Origin of the sequence: Treponema sp. UBA785 (assembly GCF_002297065.1) — a bacterium.
Taxonomy (GTDB): Bacteria; Spirochaetota; Spirochaetia; order Treponematales; family Treponemataceae; genus Treponema_D.
In genome coordinates this window covers 1-24868 of the sequence record NZ_DBJD01000024.1, presented here as the reverse complement: position 1 = coordinate 24868, position 24868 = coordinate 1, and the positions used below count along the sequence as shown (strand labels likewise).

At 36.6% G+C, this 24868-nt stretch carries 17 protein-coding genes; 13 read left to right on the top strand and 4 right to left on the bottom strand.

What is annotated here, in order from left to right; genetic code table 11:
• The 3 genes from nifJ to gyrB all read right to left on the bottom strand — a co-directional run.
• A partial coding sequence (nifJ, locus tag B2X33_RS01795) for a pyruvate:ferredoxin (flavodoxin) oxidoreductase (RefSeq protein ID WP_296667159.1) occupies window positions 1-3032 on the bottom strand: 3032 nt, incomplete at its 3' end.
• A 1745-nt stretch (window positions 3033-4777) separates the two neighbouring features.
• Window positions 4778-7297, bottom strand: a complete 2520-nt coding sequence (gene gyrA, locus B2X33_RS01790; protein WP_296667157.1) for a DNA topoisomerase (ATP-hydrolyzing) subunit A — start codon at window positions 7295-7297, stop codon at window positions 4778-4780.
• Window positions 7298-7405: 108 nt separating this feature from the next.
• Window positions 7406-9385 (bottom strand): DNA topoisomerase (ATP-hydrolyzing) subunit B, encoded by a 1980-nt coding sequence (gene gyrB / locus B2X33_RS01785; protein WP_296016089.1) that lies wholly within the window; start codon window positions 9383-9385, stop codon window positions 7406-7408.
• 123 nt (window positions 9386-9508) lie between these two features.
• Between gyrB and dnaA the strand changes: the two genes are divergently transcribed.
• The 12 genes from dnaA to B2X33_RS01725 all read left to right on the top strand — a co-directional run bounded on the left by dnaA (window position 9509) and on the right by B2X33_RS01725 (window position 20284).
• A complete protein-coding gene (gene dnaA / locus B2X33_RS01780) occupies window positions 9509-10927 on the top strand; it encodes a chromosomal replication initiator protein DnaA (protein ID WP_296016094.1) in 1419 nt (472 codons plus the stop codon).
• Window positions 10928-11190: 263 nt separating this feature from the next.
• Window positions 11191-12306 (top strand): DNA polymerase III subunit beta, encoded by a 1116-nt coding sequence (dnaN, locus tag B2X33_RS01775; protein ID WP_296016101.1) that lies wholly within the window; start codon window positions 11191-11193, stop codon window positions 12304-12306.
• Between the two features lie 8 nt (window positions 12307-12314).
• Window positions 12315-13415 (top strand): DNA replication/repair protein RecF, encoded by a 1101-nt coding sequence (recF, locus tag B2X33_RS01770; RefSeq protein WP_296667155.1) that lies wholly within the window; start codon window positions 12315-12317, stop codon window positions 13413-13415.
• Window positions 13402-13944, top strand: a complete 543-nt coding sequence (locus tag B2X33_RS01765) for a DciA family protein (RefSeq protein WP_296016114.1) — start codon at window positions 13402-13404, stop codon at window positions 13942-13944. The genes recF and B2X33_RS01765 overlap by 14 nt, the downstream gene beginning before the upstream one ends.
• An 86-nt stretch (window positions 13945-14030) precedes the next feature.
• On the top strand, window positions 14031-14186 hold the full coding sequence (rpmH, locus tag B2X33_RS01760) for a 50S ribosomal protein L34 (protein WP_078931603.1): 156 nt from the start codon (window positions 14031-14033) through the stop codon (window positions 14184-14186).
• Window positions 14187-14197: 11 nt separating this feature from the next.
• The gene (rnpA, locus tag B2X33_RS01755) at window positions 14198-14581 is read left to right on the top strand and encodes a ribonuclease P protein component (RefSeq protein ID WP_273066294.1); all 384 of its coding nucleotides are present in this window, start codon (window positions 14198-14200) and stop codon (window positions 14579-14581) included.
• A complete protein-coding gene (gene yidD / locus B2X33_RS01750) occupies window positions 14563-14784 on the top strand; it encodes a membrane protein insertion efficiency factor YidD (protein WP_296016138.1) in 222 nt (73 codons plus the stop codon). The genes rnpA and yidD overlap by 19 nt, the downstream gene beginning before the upstream one ends.
• A gap of 38 nt (window positions 14785-14822) precedes the next feature.
• Window positions 14823-16553 (top strand): membrane protein insertase YidC, encoded by a 1731-nt coding sequence (gene yidC / locus B2X33_RS01745; RefSeq protein WP_296667152.1) that lies wholly within the window; start codon window positions 14823-14825, stop codon window positions 16551-16553.
• Window positions 16554-16664: 111 nt separating this feature from the next.
• Window positions 16665-17372, top strand: coding sequence for an RNA-binding cell elongation regulator Jag/EloR (jag, locus tag B2X33_RS01740; protein ID WP_296016149.1), 708 nt, complete (start codon window positions 16665-16667; stop codon window positions 17370-17372).
• Window positions 17372-18175, top strand: a complete 804-nt coding sequence (locus B2X33_RS01735) for a DUF6675 family protein (protein WP_296667149.1) — start codon at window positions 17372-17374, stop codon at window positions 18173-18175. The genes jag and B2X33_RS01735 overlap by 1 nt, the downstream gene beginning before the upstream one ends.
• Before the next feature lie 15 nt (window positions 18176-18190).
• On the top strand, window positions 18191-19225 hold the full coding sequence (locus tag B2X33_RS01730; RefSeq protein ID WP_349675704.1) for a peptidylprolyl isomerase: 1035 nt from the start codon (window positions 18191-18193) through the stop codon (window positions 19223-19225).
• Window positions 19226-19537: 312 nt separating this feature from the next.
• On the top strand, window positions 19538-20284 hold the full coding sequence (locus tag B2X33_RS01725) for a putative ABC transporter permease (protein WP_296016171.1): 747 nt from the start codon (window positions 19538-19540) through the stop codon (window positions 20282-20284).
• A gap of 107 nt (window positions 20285-20391) precedes the next feature.
• Here the strand turns inward: B2X33_RS01725 and uxaC are convergent, their stop codons facing one another.
• Complete coding sequence (gene uxaC, locus B2X33_RS01720) at window positions 20392-21801, bottom strand: glucuronate isomerase (protein ID WP_296667146.1); 1410 nt, start codon at window positions 21799-21801, stop codon at window positions 20392-20394.
• Between the two features lie 386 nt (window positions 21802-22187).
• Between uxaC and B2X33_RS01715 the strand changes: the two genes are divergently transcribed.
• Window positions 22188-24868: PD-(D/E)XK nuclease family protein (locus B2X33_RS01715; protein WP_296667143.1), on the top strand; the 2681-nt coding region annotated here is incomplete at its 3' end.

Below are 24868 nucleotides of genomic sequence, written 5' to 3'. Positions count from 1 at the left end.
GAAGCCTGTCCGCCTGTATTTGAGTACATTTCTGTGTCGAATACCATGACGTTGATGTTCTCGCCGGAAGCAAGCACGTGGTCAAGTCCGCCGAATCCGATGTCGTAAGCCCATCCGTCTCCGCCGAAAATCCATACAGATTTCTTAGCAAGATAGTCTTTCTTCTCAAGGATTTCTTTAGAAGTTTCACATCCGCAAGCTTCAAGTTCTTTTACAAGAGCGTCTGTTGCAGGAGAGTTTGCGATTGTGTCGTTCTTTGTCTCCAAGTATTTTGCAATTGCTGCTTTAAGGGAAGCATTGTCTGTCTTAGATTCAACTTCCTCGAGCTTTGAAATAAGGTTGTCGCGGATAAATTTCTGTCCTGCGTACATTCCAAGTCCGTGCTCAGCGTTGTCCTCAAAGAGTGAGTTAGCCCAAGCAGGTCCTTTCTTTGAGTCCTTGTTGATTGTGTAAGGAGCTGTAGCGGCAGGGCCGCCCCAGATTGAAGAGCAGCCTGTAGCATTTGAAATGTACATATGCTCTCCGAAAAGCTGAGTGATAAGGCGAGCGTAAGATGTCTCTGCGCAGCCTGCGCAAGAGCCTGAGAATTCAAGCAATGGCTGGCTGTACTGTGAAGTCATCGGTGAAAGCGGCAATGTGTCAACTTCCGGCTTCTTAGAAACATTAGCTACAAGGTAATCCCACTGCGGCTGGTTCTTGACAAGGCTTTCCTGCGGAACCATTGTGAGAGATTTTGTAGGACAAACTGTTGTGCATTCGCCGCAGCCCATGCAGTCGAGCGGAGAAACAGACAGTGTGTATTTGTACTGTGAAAGTTTCGGGTTCTTTACAGCGAGAGTCTTTGCTCCGAGTCCCTCAACTTTTGAAGCCTCGTCGGCTGTAAGAAGATACGGGCGGATTGTCGCGTGAGAGCAGACAAACGCGCAAGAGTTGCACTGAACACAAGTCTCTGAATTCCATGCTGGAACCATGACCGCTGTTCCGCGCTTCTCGTATGCGGAAGCTCCAAGCTCAAACTGTCCGTCCGGATTGTCCTTGAATGCAGAAACAGGAAGGTTGTCTCCGTCCATAAGTCCGATTGGATTCATGAGCTTCTCGACCATAGCGACTGTTTTTGCCTCGCCCTTGAGAGCAGGCTTTGCAGCGTCCGGAGCCGGATTTGCCCAGCTTTCAGGAACTTTTACCTCGTGCAGTGCGCCCGCTCCCTGGTCGATCGCCTGGCAGTTCATGTCGACGATGTCCTGTCCTTTCTTAGAGAACTTTGCGACAACCTTTTCCTTCATGTATTTGATTGCTTCTTCTGAAGGAAGAACGTTCGCGAGCTTGAAGAATGCGGACTGGAGAACTGTTGAAGTGCGTTTTCCAAGTCCGATTTTTGTCGCGATGTCTACAGCGTCAACTGTGTAGACTTTAATCTTGTTGTCGTAGATGTATTTCTTTGACTCTGCAGGAAGATGCTTGTCAAGCTCCTCGTCTGACCACTGGCAGTTGATAAGGAAGATTCCGCCTTTCTTGACATCCTGAACCATCTTGTATCCTTTGATGATATAAGACTGGTTGTGGCAGGCAACGAAGTCAGCCTGATTGATGTAGTAAGGAGACTTGATTGGATGGTCGCCGAAGCGCAGGTGAGAAATTGTGATTCCTCCTGTCTTCTTTGAGTCGTACTGGAAGTAAGCCTGAATGTACTTGTCTGTGTGGTCGCCGATGATTTTTGTCGAGTCCTTGTTGGCTCCGACAGTTCCGTCACCGCCGATTCCCCAGAATTTGCACTCTACAGTTCCTTCAGCAGATGTGATTGGAGCCGGCTTGACTTCTGGCAATGAAAGATGAGTAACATCGTCAACAATTCCGATTGTGAAGCGTGATTTTGGAGCGTCTTTTGCAAGCTCTGTGTAGATTGCGAACACTGAGCTTGGAGGAGTGTCTTTTGAGCCGAGACCGTAGCGGCCGCCTGTAAGAACTACATCGTTCAAGCCAGCCTCGCGCAAAGTTGCGGCAACATCAAGGTAAAGCGGTTCTCCGAGAGAGCCTGGCTCCTTTGTTCTGTCGAGAACTGCGATTTTCTTTACGGTTTTCGGGAGTTTTTCAAGGAATTTTGCAGAAACCCACGGTCTGTAGAGATGGACTTTTACAAGGCCGACTTTCTCGCCTTTCTTTGTAAGATAGTCGATGACTTCCTCTGCAACGTCGCAGATTGAGCCCATCGCAACGATTACGCGGTCAGCGTCCGGCGCGCCGTAGTAGTCGAACAGGCCGTAGTGAGTTCCGAGCTTCTCGTTGATTTTGTTGATGTATTTCTCAACGATTGCTGGAAGTGCGTCGTAAGTTGAGTTGCAAGCCTCGCGGTGCTGGAAGAAAACGTCTCCGTTCTCGTGAGAGCCGCGCATTGCAGGATGCTCTGGATTAAGCGCGTGCGCGCGGAATTCCTTTACAGCGTCCATGTTGAGCATTTCTTTGAGGTCAGCGTAGTCCCAAAGCTCGATTTTCTGAATCTCGTGTGAAGTGCGGAATCCGTCGAAGAAGTTGATGAAAGCGACTTTTCCCTCGATTGCAGCCAAGTGCGCAACCGGAGCCAAGTCCATGACTTCCTGAGGGTTAGACTCAGCGAGCATTGCGGCTCCAGTCTGGCGGCAAGCGTAAACGTCTGAGTGGTCGCCGAAAATGTTCAAAGACTGAGTTGCGACACAGCGCGCAGCAACGTGGAATACACAAGGAAGCTGCTCAGCCGCAATCTTGTACATATTCGGAATCATCAAAAGAAGACCCTGGGAAGCTGTGAAAGTTGTTGTCAAAGCTCCCGAAGCGAGAGAACCGTGAACAGTTCCCGCCGCGCCTGCCTCAGATTCCATTTCGATTACTTTTACTTTTTCACCGAAAACGTTCTTCTGGCCGTTCGCAGACCAGTTGTCAACCCAGTCGGCCATTGGAGACGACGGGGTGATAGGATAAATACCGGCTACCTCAGTAAAAGCATAAGCGACGTGAGCCGCAGCCTGGTTTCCATCCATCGACTGTTTCTTTCTGGACATATTGTCCTCCTAAATTAACTATGGATTTTTTTGTCAAATAGAAGCAGAAAAGTTAATTCTGAAATTTATATTATTTTATAACCTGATTTGATTTTTTTCAATATTATGTCTTCATTTGAATTTGAAAATACAAAAATCTATTGCAATAAACAACTCAATCCACAACAATCAAACAAAGCGATTAAAACACTTTGACAAAAAATTGAACTTTAATAAGTTTTATAAAATACAAAAAGTATTATCTAGTCCAAATATTAAGTTTTGATAAGAATAATAATTTAAGTGTCATTCACGTGTGCTACGACAGTGCGTTTTTTTCTCAGTAAACTCGGTCAGAAACCTGTTGGAAATTTTCAAAAGATTATCGGCTCAAGCCAGATATGACATTAAACTATAAAATTCGAAGTTCAGAGGCTATTTAGAATAAAAATCTCGCAATTTCCTACATTTTTTTATTTTTACCCAGTTTTTTATCACATATATAAAAAGGAAATATCTATTTTTAAATGACGAACATTCGTCATTTAAAACATCTTTAAACAAACTAACGGTTAATAGTTTAAAACGGATTTTTCTTTTTATAAAAGTGTTTCTCATGAAACATTTTTATCAGTTAAAAATACCTTTTCGAATAAATGAAAAATTTTACGCTTATATTAAACAGTTTTACTCATAATTATCACTTATCATTTAACAAAATTATCAAATGTTTCTCATGAAACAACTTCACTAACCTCTGTGTGTTTTTTATCTCATATCTTCATATTTCAATGCACCACTATTTTAATACTTTAAAACAAATCAATACTTAATATTAAGTTCCTCAACAAGTATTGAGTATTAACCTAAGCATCGAGTTTTGATAAGAACAGTAATTTAAGTATCATTCACGTGCTGCGACAGTGTGATGGTTACGCTGCAAACTTAGCCAGAAATCTACTGGAAATTTTCAATAGATTATCGCCTCAAGCCAGATACAACAAGGGAGTGACAATCTCGGCAATGACATTAAATTATAAAACTCGAAATTAAGACTATTGACAACTTGTTTCTCATGAAACATTTTTGCCAGATTTTTAGTAAATTTTCATTTTTTATAAAACTCAACTTTCAGTAGTTTCATCAACAACACAAAATTTATTTAACTAATAAAGCAATTTGTTTCTCATGAAACATTCTGTTAAAAAAAGTTTTTATAACTTTTCGCCTGCATTTCAATAAAGTTAAAATTCCATTTTTATGTTAAAAAAAATGTTTCTCATGAAACGTCACAAATTCTTGAATTACCCTACTAGAAAAATGATGAAATTTTTTGAATAAAAAACTTCTTCATAAAACTAAAATCAAAAGTGTTTCTCATGAAACATAGATAAAGTCATAAACAAAAGTTATCCACAAGTATTCCACATTCGGACATAAAAATAAAATTCAACAAAATTTAGTTAAATTCTTTTATAATAAGGAATTAAATTTTTCAAAACACTTTTTTTTTGAGATTGCCGCATTTTTAAACAAGTTATCCACAGGCAAGACACCAAATTCTTCAGCTGCCATTATAAATAGATGTGGATAAAAAAAAGACCAGAGAAAAATCTCTGGTCTACCTGATGGTCATTTGATCTTTACGAATCTGTCATAAAAAGATCATTTAATAAGTAAAGTCCCCTCAACTTAATTATAATTAAATAAAAAAGTTTTGTCATCACATTAAAAACAATTTATCTAATTCTTTATAATACAAAGAATTACTCTTTATCTTTTTCATCTTCGCTTGCAACTTTATCAAAGCCTACAACATAATCTGGTTCGTCGATATTTATAATACGGGTTCCAGAAGATGCTCTGCCCTGCTTTGAAATCATTGCTGCCGAAACTCTAAGAGTTTTTCCCTGTCCAGACATACAGATTACTTCATCACTTTCTGAAACCGCAATTGCGCCTATAATTTCGCCCTTGCCGTCAATATTTCCGAAAATTTTCTGTCCGCCAGTTCCACGTCCGTGTTTTCCAAACTCATCAAATCCAACTCGTTTTCCATAACCTTTTTCGGTTATAACAAGCGCATCTTTATTTTGTTCAACACTGATTGCAGCAGCAACTTCATCTCCAGAAGCAAGACGAATTCCTGTAACGCCAGAACTTGCTCTTCCCATTGGACGAACACTTTCTTCAGAAACTCTAAGCGCCTGCCCTTTTCTTGTAATAAGCATTGCATCGTCATTTCCGGAAGTCAACATTGCAGAAACAAGATGATCTCCATCATGAAGCTTAATTCCGATTACGCCACGAGTTTTTGCATTTGCAAATTCAGTAGTTTTGCATTTTTTTACAGTTCCATTTGCTGTCGACATAAATATATACTGCTGATCGGTATAATCTTTCATAGTTACAATTGTGGAAATTTCTTCATCAGGGCTAAGCTGAATCAAAGATTTTACGCTTGAACCGCGGCTTGAACGGCTTGCTTCAGGAATTTCATGAACTTTTATCCAATACACTTTTCCAGCGTTTGTAAAAAAAGTTATAAATGATTTTGTCGTTGCCGTAAAAATCTGATTGATGTAATCACCTTCAATCAAAGTTGCGCTCAAACTTCCTTTTCCACCACGGCTCTGAGCCTTGTACTGAGTAAGAGGAACTCTCTTGATATAACCAAGTTTGGAAATCATAACGACAACTTCTTCTTCTTTAATCATATCTTCTGTATTTATCTGCTCTACTTCGTCAGCAACAATATCAGTTTTTCTGTCATCGCCATATTTTTCTGCCAGTTCATTTGTTTCGTCTTTTATCAGCAGGCGGATTTTTTCGTGATGAGCAAGCAAATCTTCCAAATGGTCAATCAATGCCTGAAGTTCTTTAATCTGGTTCTGCAAATCTTCAATAAGAAGATGAGTAAGCCTTTTAAGAGGCATATCAACTATCGCCTGTGCCTGCTCGTCATCAAAATCAAAGCGTTTTTCAAGGCGGAGTTTTGCTTCTTCTGTGTCGCGGCTTGATTTGATAATTGCAATTACTTCATCAATATTGTTAATAGCTGTAATTAAAGCCTGCAAAATCTTCATCTTATGTTTTGCAACTTTTAAATCATAAATCGTTCTGCGCGTAATTACTTCGTCGCGATGCTCTACAAAATATTGAATCAACTGCTTTAAAGTAAGAATCTGCGGTTTTAAATAAACATTTGGAAGCTGCAACTGAGGCTCGTCATATCGCAAACCATCTTTCTGCTGAGGAACAAGAGCAAGATTGATTACGCCAAAATTTGACTGCAAGTCCGTTTTTGCAAAAAGCTGGTTCAAGACGATTTTTGTAATTGCATTTTTTTTAAGCTCAACTACAAGTCTCATTCCAACACGGTCAGAAGTTTCATCGTTTGCATCGGCAATTCCTTCAATTATTTTGTTTTCTGCAAGTTCGTTGATTCTTTTTATGATATTCGTTGTATTTACTCCATAAGGAACTTCTGTAAATACAATGCGTTCTTTTCCTTTTTTGTCTGTTTCAATATTGAATTTTGAGCGAATTGTAATTCTTCCGCGACCAGTTCTATAAGCTTTTTTGATTCCTTCACGACCGTAAATTACACCGCCAGTCGGAAAGTCCGGACCTTTTATATAAGTCATCAATTCATCAATTGTAATTTCCGGATTGTCAATGTAAGCCGCAATGGCAGAGGCAACTTCGCGTAAATTGTGAGTCGGCATATTTGAAGCCATGCCAACGGCAATACCAGTTGTTCCGTTACAAAGAAGAAATGGAAATTTTCCAGGAAGAACTGAAGGTTCAACTGTCGTATCATCAAAGTTAGAAACCATATCTACAGTTTCTTTGTTAATGTCGGCAGTCATTTCCTCGGTGATTTTTGACATTTTGGCTTCGGTATAACGGTAAGCCGCTGGAGGATCACCTGCAATCGTACCAAAATTTCCCTGCGGAGTTACAGTCGTATAACGTTGCGCAAAATCCTGCCCCAAACGAACCAATGCATCATAAACGGAAGCATCACCGTGAGGATGATAATGTCCCAAAACTTCACCAACGATTGTGGCACATTTTTTTGTTTTTCCGCCGCTCGAAAGATTAAGTTTGTCCATTGCGTACATAATTCGCCTGTGAACAGGCTTTAATCCGTCGCGAACATCTGGCAAAGCACGCTGAACAATTACAGACATCGAATAGTCAATATAAGCCTGCTTAACTTCGTCTTCGATTGGAATTTTTATTACCGTTCCACCTTCCGGTGTTTTTTCTTCTTCTAACATTTTTAGTTCCATTTTGAGGTGGCCGAGCCTGTCAAAACCACTTTTTGTCTATTGGTCATTTTTTACAGGCTCAATGACCTTTTTTCTTTTATTTTAGTTATGCTATCGTTAAATATCCAAATTTGCGTAACTTGAATTCGATTCAATAAATTCGCGCCTTGGTTCTACTTCTTCGCCCATGCAGACTGTAAAAATTCTATTTGCTGCTTCTGCGTCAGGAACAGTTACAACACGCATTTTTCTTGTGGCAGGATTCATTGTAGTTTCCCACAATTGGTTTCCGTCCATTTCACCAAGACCTTTATAACGCTGGACATCTGCCTTTTCTCTCTGTTCTCCAAGAGCTTCCAAAGCAGCATCTCTTTCTGCATCTGAATAACAGTAAACAGGCTCTTTTTTTCCAAGCTGAACTTTAAAAAGAGGAGGCATTGCCAGATAAACATAACCTTTTTCAATAATTTCAGGCATATATCTGTAAAAAAAAGTCAAAAGCAAAGTTCTAATATGAGAACCGTCGACATCTGCATCGGCCATGATAATTATTTTGTGATAACGAATTTTTTCGATGTTAAAATCTTTTCCAAAGCCAGCGCCGAGCGTATCAATAATTGGTTTAAGTTTGTCGTTTTCCATAACCTTTGCAGGATCAACTTTTTCAACGTTAAGCATTTTTCCCCAAAGAGGAAGAATTGCCTGAGTTTTAGATTCTCTTCCTTTTTTTGCAGAACCGCCGGCCGAATCTCCTTCGACAATATAAACTTCGCAAATAGAAGGATTATCTTTTATTGAACAGTCAGAAAGTTTTTCCGGCTTTTTAAATCCAGAAAGTCCAGACTTTTTGCGTGAAGCGTCTTTTGCCTTACGAGCTGCAATTCTCGCAGTTGCTTCTCCAATAGATTTTTCAAGAACTTTTTCGAGAATTGCCGGATTCAGCTCAAAGAAAATTGTAAGCTTTTCTTTTACAAGAGAATCTACAATTCCCCGGACTTCAGGATTTCCAAGTTTATCTTTAGTCTGGCCAACAAATTCTGGTTCAGGAACTTTTATCGAAAGAACGGCAACAAGTCCGGCACGAACATCATCACCCGTCAATTTTTCATACGGATCTTCTTTTGAATCGATTTTTCCGTCTTTTTTAGGCATTTTTTTCTTCAGTTTTTCATTTCCATCAAGAGCTTTTGAAAGAACCGAAAGAAGTCCTGAACGGAAACCGTCAAGATGAGTTCCACCGTCGCCAGTGCGAATATCATTTACATAAGTGTGGATGTTTTCTGAATAACCCTCGTTGTACTGAAAAGCAAGCTCTGTAATTACAGAGCCTTTTTCCGGATTGTCATCTTCTTTTTCGCCAACAATAAAAATAGGTTCCTCAGGATATTTTATTTTTGACTTTGAATTTAATTCCTGAACATAATGGACAATTCCGCCTTCATATTTGAGAATTTGCTCTTTTGGAGTTTCAAGACGTTCATCTCGAAAAATAATTACGATTCCGCTGTTCAAAAATGCAAGCTCTTTTAAACGCTGAATCAAAACATCCCAGTCATAAGTTGTCGTAACCGTAAAAATCGATTTGTCGGCTTTCCAGCGAATTATAGTTCCGTGCTCGTCTGTATCGCCAATAGTTTCAACTTTTGTAACTGGAATTCCGCGTTCATATTTTTGACGGTAAATATGTCCATCACGTTTAACAGTTGCTTCAAGCCAATCTGAAAGAGCATTTACACAAGAAACACCAACACCGTGCAAACCGCCGGAAACTTTATAAGATTTTTTGTCAAATTTTCCACCAGCATGAAGCCGAGTCAAAACCAGTTCAAGAGCACTAACATGTTCTGTCGGGTGCATTGCAACAGGAATACCACGACCATTATCTTCAACACGCACAATGTCGTCTTTTTCGAGAGCAACAACGATTTTATCGCAATAACCAGCCATTGCCTCGTCAATACAGTTATCAACAGTTTCGTAAACAAGATGATGAAGTCCCTTTGGTCCTGTAGATCCAATATACATACCAGGACGCTTGCGGACAGCTTCAAGACCTTTTAATACTTGAATACTGCCAGCATCATAAGAAGAAGCCATTTTTCTATTCCTTTATATTATATGATTTTATGATTTATTACAAAAGATACGGATAGAATTTTTGAATAGTAAAAATTATATTTGTATTGAAGAAAAAAGTAAAGGTGAATTATAATCAGTTCTATGTCCAGCCAGAATTACAAAGATTTTTTTGAAGAAGCAATTAAACAAATACGAGAAGAAATGAACGAAAACAATCAGTCGGACGAATTTACTCTCTGGTTTAATATGGATTACGTAGAAGACACTCTTTCTCAAATTACTGTTTCTGTTTCTTCAGAATTTATGTGGATTCAGATGAATTCAAAAAAATACGTTCAAAGACTCGAAGATAAAATAAACGAATTGACTGGACAGCAAATTTCAATCACCCACATTGTAAAAAATAAACAGACCGTTTCAATTCCAAAAAAAGAACCTTTGCCAGAACCTAAAACAAAAACGGCGGAACCAGAAATTGTTCATCAGGTTGAAAAAAAATCCGAACCAACTGAAAATTCTCATAAAAAGCATCCTCAATTAAATGAAAATTTTACTTTCGAAACCTTTGTTCCGGGCGAAAACAGTATTTACGCTTACAATGCTTCAATTTCGGCAGCAAAAAATCCAGGAAAAGCTTACAACCCAATATTGATTTACGGTGGAGTTGGTCTTGGAAAAACTCATCTTATGCAGGCTTTGGGAAATTTTATTTATTCAAACAACGAAAAAACAAAAATCGCCTATACAAGCGCTGAAAATTTTACGAATGAATTTACAGCCTCGCTTAAAAATCAAACAATAGACAATTTTAAGAAAAAATATCGCAGTCTTGACGTTCTTCTTCTTGATGATATTCAGTTTCTTGAAGGAAAAGAAGGAACTCAGGAAGAACTTTTTCATACTTTCAATTCAATTTACGATAAAAACGGACAGATTGTTTTTACAAGCGACCGTCCAATCAAAGAATTAAAAGGTTTTACAGAAAGAATCAGTTCTCGCTTTAGCCGCGGTTTAAATGTTGACCTTCAGCCTCCAAATTACGAAAACAGGCTTGCAATCATTCAAAAAAAACTGGAACTTCTTCATAAATCTATTCCTCAAGATGTAATTGAATATATTGCAAAAAACTGTCAGACAAACGTCCGCGATATTGAATCCTGCATCACAAAATCAATTGGCTTTGCGGAACTTGTAGGAAAGCCTCTCACTGTCGAAATTGCTCAAAATCAGCTTAGAGATACAATAAATGACCCTTATTCTGGAACAATCACAATTGAAAATATTCAAAAAGTAGTTGCTGAGCATTACAATGTTTCAGTTTCTGACCTAAAAAGCAAAAAGAAAGACAGAAAATTCGTAATTCCAAGACAAATTTCAATTTATATTTGCTGCTCTTTAACAGAATATTCAACTACAGAAATCGGAAATGAATTTGGAGGAAGAGATCACACAACAATTATGCATGCGCGCGACAAAGTTGAAAGTCTTTTAAAAACTGATTCTTCAATGAATTCAACAGTAAACCTGCTGATTCGCGCAACAAAAGATTTTAGAAAATAAAAAACACAAATTGTTAATCTTATGGTAATATGTTGTGTAAAAAGTGTGGAAAACATTTAGATCTGTGAATTTGTGAATTTAATGTGAATTCAATCTACAGAGTTATCAACTTTTTAATTCTTTAAACAACAAAGAGTTAAATTAGTTATCAACAAATTCACAACTCTTATTATTACTATTACTAAATTTATTAAAATTTAGAATTTATTAGTTTGTGTATATAAAAAAAATTTTGAAAATAAAACTTTTTAAGGAGTCCAAAAATGAAGTTTACTTTTGACAGAAATTCAATGATAAATGAGATTTCAATTGCCCAGGAAATCATTTCCACAAAAAGCGCAATATCAATTCTTTCTAATGTCCTTTTTATTGCACAGAACAACACTCTTACAATAAAAGCAACAGACATAAAAGTAAATTTTGAAACAAAGATTCCTGTTGAAATTGAAGAAGAAGGTTCTACAACTGTATTCTGTGATAAATTTTTGGGAATTCTTTCAGTTCTTGATGAAGGCGAAATTGATTTTGAATTGCAGCAAAAGGATAATCAGACAGTTGCCTTGATTCGCCATTCAACTAAAAAAAATAAATTCCAGTTAAAATGCACATCTCAGGATAAATTCCCAGAATTTCCAATTGCAGAAAAAGTTCCTTTCTTTGAAGTTCCATCGAAAGAAATAAAAAAAATGATCAGCCAGACTTCTTTTGCAGTTAGCGCAGATGAAACCCGCTATTTTATGAATGGAGTTTATTTTGAAAAAAGAGATAATAAACTTGTTCTTGTAGCAACTGACGGTCGCCGTCTTGCTTATGCTTCAAAAGAATTTCCAGAGGGAATTGCAGATTTTCCGGCGGCAATTGTCCATCCAAAAGTTTTAAATATTGTCGCAAGACATCTTTCTGACGAAGGAAACATTTCAATTGCTATTGTCGATAAAATGATTTTTTTCCGTTTTCAGAATTACGAACTTTCTTCAACTCTTATTGATGGACAGTTTCCAAACTATATGCGCGTAATTCCGGAATCTCAGTCTTATAATTTTAAGGTTCAGAAAAGCGATTTAATTGGAGCTCTTAAAAAAACTGCTGTCATGGTTGATAAAAAAGCAGGAAGGGTTTTCTTTAACATTTGCCCTGGAGTTTTAAGACTTACTTCACAAGAATCTGATTCTGGAGATGCAGAAGTTGAAATTCCGTGTGAATTTGCAGGCGATGAAATTACAATTGCAATGAATTACAAATATATCGAAGAGCCTTTACGTGTAATGGATGTTGAAAGAATAAAATTTGAATTCTCAGGCGAAATGAAAGCTGTAACAATGCTTCCAGAACCTGCGGAAGATTATTTCCACATTATTATGCCGATGCAGATGGCTTAAAAAGGCAGATGCCTGTACTTTCAGTTTCTTTTGTAAATTACAGAAATCTTCAGAACTCAACGATAAATCTTCTCTCAAAGGAGATTTATTTTGTCGGGGAAAATGGACAGGGAAAAAGTAATTTACTCGAATCAATCTATTACTCAGCTTACGGAAATTCTTTTAGAACTCGGGCCGATGCAGAAGTTGCAACAAAAGGTTTTTCAGATTTTTCGATAAAAACTATGTATCGGCTTGAAAATGGTTCAACAGAAAATATTTCGATTTTTTTTGAAAATGGAAAAAAGAAAATCGACAAAAACGGAAAATGGATAAAAGACCGTAAAGAACTGATAAATACAATGCCTTGTGTCTTGTTTTGCCACGATGATTTAGAATTTGCCGTTGGAGAGCCTGAACGCCGCCGTTTTTTTGTTGATCAGTGTCTTTCGATGTACGACGTTCTCTACATTGACACAAGCCGAAATTATAAAAAAATTCTAAAAAGCCGCAATTTTTCGTTAAAAGAAAAAAATTACGAAATGCTGGAAATTTTTGACTCTCAGCTTGTCCAAAATGGAATTGAAATTGAAAAAAAACGAAGGGATACAATTTTTCAGTTTAACCAGTTTTTTGGAAAGCTTTATGAAAAAATTACAGGAATTGACGGGGTTGCCATAAAATATGAACCAAGTTGGAAATCTGATGACAGTTTGAATATTATTCCTTCGGCGCAAAAGGCATTTGAAATTTTGCAGTCAAAAATAGAAATTGACAAAGCTGTTATGACGACAATGAGCGGACCTCATCGCGACAAGATTAAGTTTTTTAGAAATGGAACTGATTTTACTTCGACGGCTTCTACAGGACAAAGACGACTTTTGGCAATTCTTCTTAGAATCGGACAGGCAATTTTTTATGCAAATGTAACTGGAAAAAAACCGATTTTGCTTATGGACGATGTTCTTTTAGAACTGGATCCTGATAAAAGACAGCTTGTGACTCAGCTTTTGCCGGAATATGATCAACTTTTCTGTACATTTTTGCCTGGCGAACCTTACGAAAGATATATGAAGGAAGGAACAAAGATTTTTGAAATCAACGGAGGAATTTGGAATGAACGACAGTAATTTTATAAAAGCTTCCGATATGGTTTTAAGAATTATGAAGAATATTGATCCGGAACAAGTTCGACAGGGAAATAAAATTTCAAATTTGTGGACGCAGATTGTTGAATCAATAAGATCGAATAGCATAAACGGAGAAAATATTGGAAAAAATATGGCGAGCCATTCGCATGTAATCGATTTAAAAAACGGAATTTTGCTTGTGGAAGCGGATCATCCCGGTTGGATTCAAATGCTTGGAAATTATAAAAAATATATCTTAAAAGGTTTCAAGATGAAAATTCCAGAGATTAAAATTGAAACCCTCGCCTTTCGTCTAGCTGGTACAAATGCAGAAATTTCAAAAATTCATCGGAAAATTGATGAAGAAAAACAGCGGAATGCCGAAGAATTTAGAATAAACAGAGAACAAAAAGAACTTGAAAAAAAAGGCTTTGTTTATAAAAATTCTGGTCAGAAAAAAGAGTTACCGTCGGAAATTCAAAAAATGTTCGACGATATAAAAAACGATATGTTGACTAATAGCAATTAAATTTGTTATATTCTATCGCACTATACTTTTTTGTTTAAAATTTGGATTCTGTCTAACAGTGTCCGTAAAATAAGGAGAATGTTCCCATGTTAAGAACATATCAACCAAGTAAAGTTAAAAGAAATAGAAAATTCGGATTCCGTGCTCGCATGGCAACTCGCGGTGGACGTGCAGTTCTTGCCCGTCGTCGTGCAAAGGGTCGTTCAAAGCTTTCTGTAGCTGACGAAAAGAATAAATACTAATTCTTTTAAAAATGAAAACAGTCTTGTCAGAGTCTAGGCGTTTTACTTTCGATGAAAGAATAAAACGTGCTTCAGAATTCAAGAATCTGTTTAAAAACGGGAAAAGAGTAAGCGTTGTTGGGGCGAAATTGTTTTACCTTCCCAACAACTTGAAATTCAATAGAATTGGATTTCCTCTTCCCCGTGGTTTTGGTAATGCTGTTGAACGTAACCGTGCAAAGCGGTTTAGCCGAGAAATCTTTAGAAATCTAAAATCATACCTGAACACTGGCTATGATATGCTTTTTTTAGTGTATCCTCCTGCCGAAAAAGATTCGTTCCACTCGCGGTGTGATCAATTTCAAACATTATGTAAAAAAGCTGGGCTTTTAAAAGAATGCGAAATTTCGTTGTAAAATTTTTGTCTTTTTTTATAAAAGTTTACAGGCTTTGTATTTCGCCACTATTTCCGAAATGCTGTAGATTTTATCCAAGTTGCTCAGAATATGCACTTTTGGCGTTAAAAAAACATGGTGCTTTTAAGGGTTGTTGTCTTACTGTAAAAAGGATTTTTAAATGCAATCCTTTATTTAGGGGCGGTTACGATCCAGTTCCATAACTAAAAAAAATAGAAAATAAAATTTCCGGAGAAAAACAATGGAAAAAAATACTGCGTGGGCAATTGGCCTTTCGTCTGTTGTTTTGATTGGATTTTTCTTTTTGCAGACTTATTTTATGCCAAAGCCACAGCCTGTAACTCAGAAAAATGAAACTACTGCTATTGAAGTTGCCGCTGAAAATTCAGAAAATATTGAAAAAAATATTCCTGAAAAAATTGGCATTGTAAATTCACAGAATTCGGATTCTCTTGCAGAAGAAAATTTCATAGTCGAAACAAATAAAGTAAAAGTTACTTTTACAAATCGTGGCGGTGACATTGTCGGTTATGAATTAAAAGACCATATCGATTCAGATACAAATGGTTTTATTCAGATGGCAGATAATATTACCGATTCTAACCGTGCATTTGCGGTTTCTGTCGGCGGCGCTGAAAATTCAATCATAAACGATATTTTTGTTTCTAAAAAAATTGATGAAAATAAAATCGGATTTTTCAAAAATTATGTTGTAAATAATCCGGACGGCTCTAAAGGTGAATTTACACTTGTAAAAACATACACCTTTAATCCAAACGATTATGTTTTTAAGCTTGATGTTACAGTTGCCCCTGGAGAAAATTTTCAGGGCTTGGATTTAAATGGTTCAAGTTATTCTTTGAGAACTTCTCCTCAGATGGGACCGTTTTACAATCCAAAAGTTAATCGCTACGAAAATCGTCAGTTTATTTCATACAACGGCAAAAATAAAAAAAGAATTATTCTTGGTACAAACCAGACAAAATCTTACGAAAAAGAATGGAACTGGATTTCGATGGCAGGAAAATATTTTGAAGTTTTGCTCTGCCCTTCTGATAGTTCTTCAATGAACAGTAAAGTTACCTATTCTTCAAAAACTGATTTAAAAGATAAAACAAATGCTCAGGCAATTGTTTCTCGTAAAGCTGTAGATGCAAATGGTTCTAACGATACATATTATGTTTATGTTGGACCTCGCAACGAAAAAGATTTGAGAATTTATAATGTACCGGAAAACAACGTTTGGAAACTTGATGGAGTTCGTTTTGACAACAGCATTCAGACAAGTGGATTTTTAAGCTGGCTTGAAATTGTCCTAAAATTCTTACTGGAAATGATAAATAAGCTTGTTCATAACTGGGGTGTTTCGATCATAATTGTTACAGCAATTTTGAAGTTTGCAATGTTCCCTATTACAGCTAAAACTGCAAAAAGTACTGTAAAAATGCAGGCTTTGCAGCCAAAAATGCAGGCTTTGCAGGAAAAGTACAGAGATAATCCTCAAAAACTCAACGAGCAGACAATGAAACTTTATAAAGAAATTGGTTATAATCCTCTTTCTGGATGTTTGCCAATGCTTTTCCAGTTCGTAATTTTGTTTGCAATGTACAACTTGTTCAACAATTATTTTGAATTCCGTGGAGCAAGTTTTATTCCTGGATGGATTAGCGATTTGAGTGCTGGTGACCATGTGGCAACATTGAAATTCAATTTGCCTTTCCTTGGAAATCAAATCAGAATTTTGCCGGTAATTTATGTAATCAGTCAGCTTTTGTTTGGAAAAATTACACAAAACGGTGGAACTACTGCCGGTCAGAGTGCTATGCAGATGAAGATGATGATGTACGGTATGCCGATTTTGTTCTTCTTCCTGTTCTACAATGCTCCGTCTGGACTTTTGCTTTACTGGACAGTCAGCAACTTGATTCAGCTTGGACAGCAGTTGTTTATCAACGCAAAAATAAAAAAATAATTTAAAAAACGTCTCTGATTTTTTTTGGAGATGTTTTTTTATTGGATGTGGAATTAATTCGAAGAATTTTTCACATCCAGTAAGCACTTTGAACTTTTTATGGAGAAATAAATGAATTACGAATTTGAAGGAAAAAATGAAAAAGAAGCTATTGAAAAAGCTGCCGCCGAACTTGGTCTTGAACGTGATGAATTTGATGTAGAAATTGTTGAAACACAGAAAAAATCGCTTTTTAAAGCAGGCTACGTAAAAATTCGCATTACGCCTGTAAAAGAAACGAATGTAAATTCTGACAGCGGACGTTCTTACGACCCTGAAAATGTTGCAAAAAGAACTGTTACAAATCCGCTTGCGCAGGATGATTTTGAACAGAAACTTATTGATTTTGTAAACGAAATAATTTCTAAAATGGGATATGAAGCCGCAGTTCAAATTTCTTTCCGCGAAGACAAAAAAATTGGGATTAAACTTACTTCTGAAGCTTCTTCGATTTTGATTGGCCGCCGTGGTAAAAATCTTGATGCTCTTCAGTTGCTTGCAAACGTTTATGCAGGACATCTTGGACGTGAAGATGTACGTGTAATTCTCGATACAGAAAATTATCGCGTTCGCCGTGAAGAAAATCTTGTTCATCTTGCTTACAACACGGCAGACAAAGTTCGCTCAACACACAAATCGGTTTTGCTTGAACCAATGAATCCTTTTGAACGCCGTTTGATTCACACTACTCTCAACGATGTTCCAGAAGTTGAAACAATCAGCGAAGGCGAAGGACTTTACAAACAGGTTCGTGTAATTTTTAAAGGACAAACTTTTTAATGAATTTGATGAATAGACGGAATTTTTTGTTTATAGGTTTATTTTTTCTTTTTTTTGGACAAATTTTTTGTCAGGAACAGAATACTGTTTTAAAAGATGAAATTTATGAAGAATTAAAAGAAAAAGGCTCTATAAAACATTTAATTCAGTCTAAAGATGGTTTTGAACTTTCTCTTACTCCGGATACAGAATTTTGTAAACGTGCTGCAAATGCATGGAATCTTTCTGAAAATCCAAATTTAGTTTCTGAAAACTTGTTTTTAATAAGCAAGGAAGAATTAAAAGAAAAAAGTTCAAATCCTGAAAATGCAGAAATTTCGATGGATAGGGTTTCTAAAATTGTGCGTTCGATTTCCAAAATGAAAGGAATGCAATATTTTTCAAATGGAGATCAGCGTTGGGAGACTCTTTATCATCAGGCTTATGTTTGCAAGTCTGTAAAAGAAAAAAATGAGCCTTTGCCAGATGTGCTTGAAGGTTCTGCTGACGGCTTGAAAATTTTTGCGTTTTTGGAAGACAATTCATTTGGAAAAAGTGTTTATTCTCTTGAATATGTGCAAACCGAACGTGAAATTGGATTTTTTTTGACAAATGCAGAAAGCTGGACTTATGCTTTTGTAAAAGCTCTTAATCCTGAAAATGTAAAAATAAATATGGTTGTAATTGACAATGGAGATTCGTTCATTGTTTATATGGTTCTTTTTGCTAGGCACAAAAAAGTTCCTCTTTTGGGAGAGAGAATTCAAAAATCACTTGCAAATAGAATCGATGCAATTTACAACTGGTTTACATTGCAATTTTAATTGGGAGAAAAATTTATGAAAACTAGATTTTTTGCGGCAATATTTTGCTTTTTAACAATCAGTTTTGGAGGATGTAAAACAATGGATAAAGAATTAAAAGCTATTGAAGGTAAAGACGGTGTTTTTGCAATAATGGAAACTTCAAAAGGTTCAATTGTTCTTGAGCTTTTTTATGAAAAAACACCTTTGACAGTAACAAACTTTGTTGGTCTTTCTGAAGGAACTCTGGATGTTTGCAAAGGAAAACATTTTTACGATGGATTGAAATTTCACCGTGTAATTGCAGATTTTATGATTCAGGGCGGAGATCCAGAAGGAACAGGAAGAGGCGGTCCAGGTTATCGTTTTGCAGATGAATGTTTTGACGATTTGACTTTTGACAAGCCTGGTTATCTTGCAATGGCTAACGCCGGCCCAGGAACAAACGGTTCTCAATTTTTTATTACGCATGTTCCTACGACTTGGCTAAACGGAAAACATACAATTTTTGGACAAGTTGTAAACGCTGACAGTCAGAAAGTTGTAAATGCTATAAAACAGGATGATAAAATTGAAAAAGTAACTATCGTTCGTCAGGGAGAAAAAGCAAAGAATTTTACTGCTACTCAGGCAGATTTTGACAAGCTTGAAGGCGAAGTAAAAGCAAAGGCAGCAGAAGCAAAAAAAGTTGCAAATGCAAAAAAAATTGCAGAAGTTGAAAAGAATTTCCCAGGTTTTGCAGTTGATGCAAACGGAATTTATTGGAAAATAACAAAAGCCGGAAACGGTGTAAAAATTGGCGGACGTAAAAACGTTGCCTGCGAATACAAAGGATATTTGGTTGACGGACGTGTATTCGATCAGTCAGCTGGACGCGGTCCTTTGGAATTTGTTACAGCAAGCGGACAGATGATTCCAGGATTTGATATTATGGTTCAAGATATGTCACTTGGCGAAAAAAGAACTGTTGTAATTCCTTCAGATTTTGCTTATGGCGATCAAGGTTATCCTGGAGTAATTCCTGGCGGTGCTTATATTGCATTTGATATTGAAGTTGTAAGAGCAAGATAATTAACAAACGTTAGTTAAACTAACGATAGATAGTAGAAAGTCTGTTTGATTCGTTTGAATTGAACGGACTTTTTTTTGCAAAATTTGTAGTTTTTAATTGAAATTTTGTGGAAAAATAAAGTTTACGCCGGATGCGCAAGGCGTAAGTTTTTGGCGGCGATAAGCCGCCAAAAATGCAGCAAAGGCGGAACCTGAAGCAGCCGGTTTTTGAGAAAAAAAAGGCACTGACGGCTGGTTTTTATTTTTTAGGGAAATGCCGTCCAAAAAAATAAAAAAATTGACTATAAAACAAAACTTGAGTATTTTAGAAAAATGAGTGTATTTTTAATTGTTGAGTTTTTATTTTTTGCTGGAAGTCTTATTGGCTGGGGAATTGAAGTTATCTGGCGACGTTTTTTTAGCAGCAATAATCCTGAAAAAAAATGGATTAATCCGGGATTTTTGATTGGCCCTTATTTGCCGCTTTATGGTTTTTCGCTTACAATTTTGTTTTTGTTGAGTTTTATTGATGTAAGTTTTGTGGAAAACGCATTTGCGAGAAAAATTCTGCTTTTTGTTCTTATGGCGTTTTGCATTACGCTTTTTGAATATATTGCCGGCTTGATTTTTATAAAAGGAATGAAGATTAAACTTTGGGATTATTCAAATTGCTGGGGAAATATTCAGGGAATAATATGCCCTCTTTATACTGTTTTTTGGTGGATTTTAAGCGCAGCTTACTATTTTTTTATTCATCCGAGAATTTTGTCGTGGCTTGCCTGGTTTACAAATCATTTGACTTTTTGCATGGTGATTGGATTTTTTTACGGCGTTTTTACGGTTGATGTTGTTTATTCGCTAAATCTTATGACAAAAATTAGAAAATTTGCAAAGGAAAGTAAATTTATAGTCCGGCTGGAAAATTTACAGCAACAGATTAGAAAAGCGAGCGAAGAAAATAAAGAAAAAATACACTTCTGGATGTCTACAAAATCTGAATCTCTGGAATTAAAAGAAGCTGTTGAAAAACTTAAAGAAAGGTTTGAACTTGAAAAAAAGAAGTTTGAAAAGCAAAAATAGATTAAAAAAGCCTTTGCGCTGGTTCTAAGAACTTTGTGCAAAGGCTTTTGTTTTAGCAGTTATTTACTAACAAACGTTAGCTCATTTTACTAAGGGCTTTAGAAATTTTATTTTCCAAAGTAGTTGAGAGCGTTTCCGAACGAAATGTCTTTCACAATTTTTGTGAGCATTTCCATATCGTTTGGATATTCGCCGTTTTCAACCCAAGTTCCAATGATATTGCAGAGAATTCTTCTGAAATACTCGTGGCGTGAATAAGAGAGGAATGAGCGTGAGTCTGTCAACATTCCGACGAAAGCTGGAATCATGCCGAGGTTTCCGAGAACCTTAATCTGCTGTTCCATTCCGTCTTTGTGGTCGCAGAACCACCATCCTGAGCCGAGCTGGATTTTTCCCTTGACTCCGCTTCCCTGGAAGCAGCCCATGATTGTTCCGATAGAATAGTAGTCTTTAGGGTTGAGCGTGTAGAGAATTGTCTTTGGTGTGCCGCCCGCAGCTTCAATCAAAGAAAGAAGTCCTGCGAGATTTTCTGCGATTGGCTTGTCGTGAGAGCCGTCAAATCCTGTGTCAGGACCGAGCTTTTTGAACATTGCCTTGTTGTTGTCGCGGATTGCGTTCATATGCCACTGCTGAACGATTCCTCTCTGCTCGTAAGCGCGTCCGAGAGCAACGAGAACCTTTGTCTTGTAAGCCTCAGATTCAGCCTCTGAAATAACTTCGCCGTTGAGAGCGCGCGCAACTACTGCGTCGATGTTAGCATCTGTGTCAACTTTGCATGGCGGATACTCAAGAGCGTGGTCAGAAGCGCGGCAGCCGTTCTCAATGAAGTAGTCAAGGCGTTTAATGAGGGCTTCAATCACATCGTCAGAAGTCTTGATGTTGATTCCTGAAACTTCAGAAAGCTTTGCGATGTAGTCTTTGTATGTCGGAAGATTGATGTTGAGTGCTTTGTCCGGACGGTAAGACGGGCGAACGTGAGTCTCGATTTTTCCGATTGGTGCTGTTCCTGCGGCTATTGCCTTGTGATATTCAAGAGAATCAATCGGGTCGTCTGTTGTTCCTACAGCGTAAACGTGAAATTTCTTGAAGATTCCTTTTACAGAAAGCTCATCTGTCTGAAGCATCGCGTTTGCTTTTTCCCAAATGCGCGGAGCGGACTCGACTGTGAGAGGCTCGTAAATTCCAAAATAACGCTGGAGTTCGAGATGTGTCCAGTGATAAAGAGGATTTCCGATAAGATGCTCGATTGTCTCTGCCCATTTAAGGAATTTCTCGTAGTCCGGCTTGTCGCCAGTGATGTAGTCTTCTGTGATTCCGTAAGTTCTCATCTGGCGCCATTTGTAGTGGTCGCCTCCGAGCCAAATTTCTGTAAGGTTCTTAAATTTTTTGTTTTCAGCGATCTGAGCTGGAATAAGATGACAGTGATAGTCCCAAAGTGGTTCGTCTTTGCAGGCTTCAAAAAGTTTTTGTGCTGTTTTTGTGTCCAGCAAGAAGTTTTTGTCCATGAATTTTTTCATATCTAACTCCAAAAAATAATTTTACGATTCCAAATTTTAGAATCACAATCACTAATATTTTAGTACGATTTTAGAAAATTGTACACGAGACAAACAAAAATGAATTTTTTCTAAAAAAAAATTATGAAAATTTTGGACGGCATATTCTCCAAAAAAATAATTTTTTTTATTGCGAAACATTTTCTTAAAACCCGGCTGCTTCAGGTTCCGTTTTGCTCCATTTTTGACGGCTCAACCTTTATCAACGTGTTTTTAGCTCGTACAAAAACTTCAACCGCCGCCAAAAACTTGCGCCTTGCGCATCCGGCGTAAGTTTTTCTGTTTCGCGATTACAAAAATCGTAGTATAATTTAAATTCTTTTGAACAAAAGGTTGGCATAATAAAAATGGCAGAAATTTCAGAAAACATAGTTGAAAAAATCTTAAAAGAAAATATTAAAAATCAAGATACAGTTTTTGTTTTTCCTACGGAAATTGCGGCATCTCTTTGGGCAGACCGTTCAATTTTTGTTACGGATTGTCAGGCAGTTGCTCTCGAAAGATTTTTGGCATGGGACAAATTTAAAGGCGAAGCCGTAAGAGGCGAAAATCAAAATAAAATTTCTGTTCCTTCGACAATGCGACAAATTTTTGTTTCGAGGTTGATTGAAAAAAATGCCGAAAAACCTTTTTTTAAGAGTTTAATTTCAGAAAAGTATTCAAAAACTGCGGAAAGTTTTAGCGCCTGGATTGCTTCGATTTTGCCAAAACTTGGAATGTGGAAAGAGTATTTTGAAAAAAATTCATTACAAAAAGATTCCGAAGACGAAGATTTGCTCATTCTTTACGAAAAATACACAGAATCCTTAAATAAATATGGATTTTTTGATCCAGCCTGGGAAAAACCGCCTTTTAAAAGCAATGGAAAGCATTATTTTATATTTTTTCCAGAAATCAATTCGGACTGGGAAGAATACAAATTTATTCTCGAATCAACAAAAGAATTTATTACTCTTGTAAATGTTCCTGATTTTTCTGAAGAAAACAATTTTCATAAAAGCGAAGTAAAATTTTTTAACAATTCGCGCGTAGAGCTCAAAAACATTGCAAATAAAATTTTTGAACTTCATCATCAAAAAAAAATTGATTGGCAATCAATGGCAATTAGCGTTCCAGATATGGAACTTTATGGTTCGTATATTGACCGCGAGCTTGAACTTATGGAAATTCCGCATGTATTAAGATTTTCGCGGCCTTTGAGCGGAACTCCTGCCGGAAATTTATTCAATCAAATAAAAGAATGTATAAATTCAAAAAACAGTTACGATTCAATAAAAAAACTGCTCTTAAACGACTCTCTTCCGTGGAAAAATCCGGAGACTGCTCAAAAATTGATTGCTTTTGGCCAGGAAAATCACTGTATTTGCAGTTATGTTTACGGTGGCGAAAAAATAGATGTTTGGGAAAAATCTTTTTGCGATGTAAAATATAAAGATTTTGAAGTTGAGAATTTTTATAATTCACTTAAAACTTATCTAAAAAAATTCAATCAGGCAAAAAACTTCAATTCGATTCGAACCGCTTATTTTGAGTTTAGAAATAAATTTTTTGATATGGAAAATTGCAGCGACAGCGCAAATAAAATTCTTGGAAGATGCGTTTCTGAACTTGGAGCTTTGATTGATCTTGAAAATCAATATGACTGCGCAGTTCCATCTCCGTTTAATTTTTTTGCGGAACAACTTGAAAATAAAAAGTATCTTGAACAGGCTTCTGAATTTGGCGTTCAAATTTATGAGTATAAGACGGCGGCCTGTGCTCCGTTTGACTGTCATTTGATTATTGATTCGAGCCAGGCTTCGCTAAATGTTTCTTATAAGGATTTTTCTTTTTTGAACGAAAATAAGCGTAAAAAGCTTTTAAATCGCGACGAATCGAACGTTTCTGACAAATTTGTGCGACTTTATCAGCTTAACAGTTTAAAAGAATCAGCATATTTTACGTGTGCAGAAAGAACTCTCGACGCTTATGCTCAGCCGGTGAGTTATTTAAAAATGAACGATTTGAGAAAAGAAAAAAATGAAAAAGTTCTTTTTTCGGAAAATCCATATAATTTAGAAAAAGAATGGTTTATTGGAAGCGAAGATTGTGAATTTCCTTCAAAAATCACAGAAATTCAGTCAAAAAGTTTTAAAAACTGGATGAATTTTCAAAAAATCGTACCAGTTTTGCAGGAAAAAGCAGCCGATGCCGTGAAAGAATTAAATTCAAAATCAGCCGAAAACGCAAGCCAGAATTCAATTTATGTTTCAAAAAGTTTGCTTTCAAAATTTTACGATTGTCCGAGAAAATGGCTTTTTGCCTGCCGAGAAATGAATTTAAAAGAACAGGACAAGGCTGCGGTTTTGCTCGACAGATATGCTGCTGGAAATTTGTATCATAAAATTCTTGAAATTTACTTAAAAACGCTCAAAAGCAATGGTTTTCATCTGGAAATTGAAAAAGATAAACTTGAAGAAAAATACGAACAAATTCTTGAGAACGCAATTACGGAAGCAATAAATTTTGACGGAGAAGGAAACGAAAAAAATTGCTTCTTAAAAAAGGAACTTTTAAAAACTACGCGACCTGCAATAAAAAGAACAATTTTAAATTTCATAAAAGAATTTACAAAAATTTTTAATAATTGCGAAGTCGACGATTGCGAAGGCGAGCTTCGGATTCAAGACGAAGAATTTAATTTTACTTTTAACGGCAGAATCGACTGTCTTTTAAAAGATTGCGAAAATGGACAGTATTATTTGGTCGATTTTAAAAATTCTGATTCAGCGGTTCCAAAAAATTTGTATTTTGCGGAAGAGGAATTTGAAACTTCTGAAGAAGGCGAAAATCTTCAATCTGCCGAAATAAACGAAAATTTGCCGCTTGAAGAACAGAAGTTACCAGATTTTCAAATGCCGGCTTATACTTGGCTTATGGAAAAGCAGAAAAATATTTGCATTCAAAATGCGGCGTTTTTTAGCATAAACGAAGCAAAGGTTTGGCCGGTTTTTGGTTACGAAATGCAAAGACGGGCAAATTCAAAAAA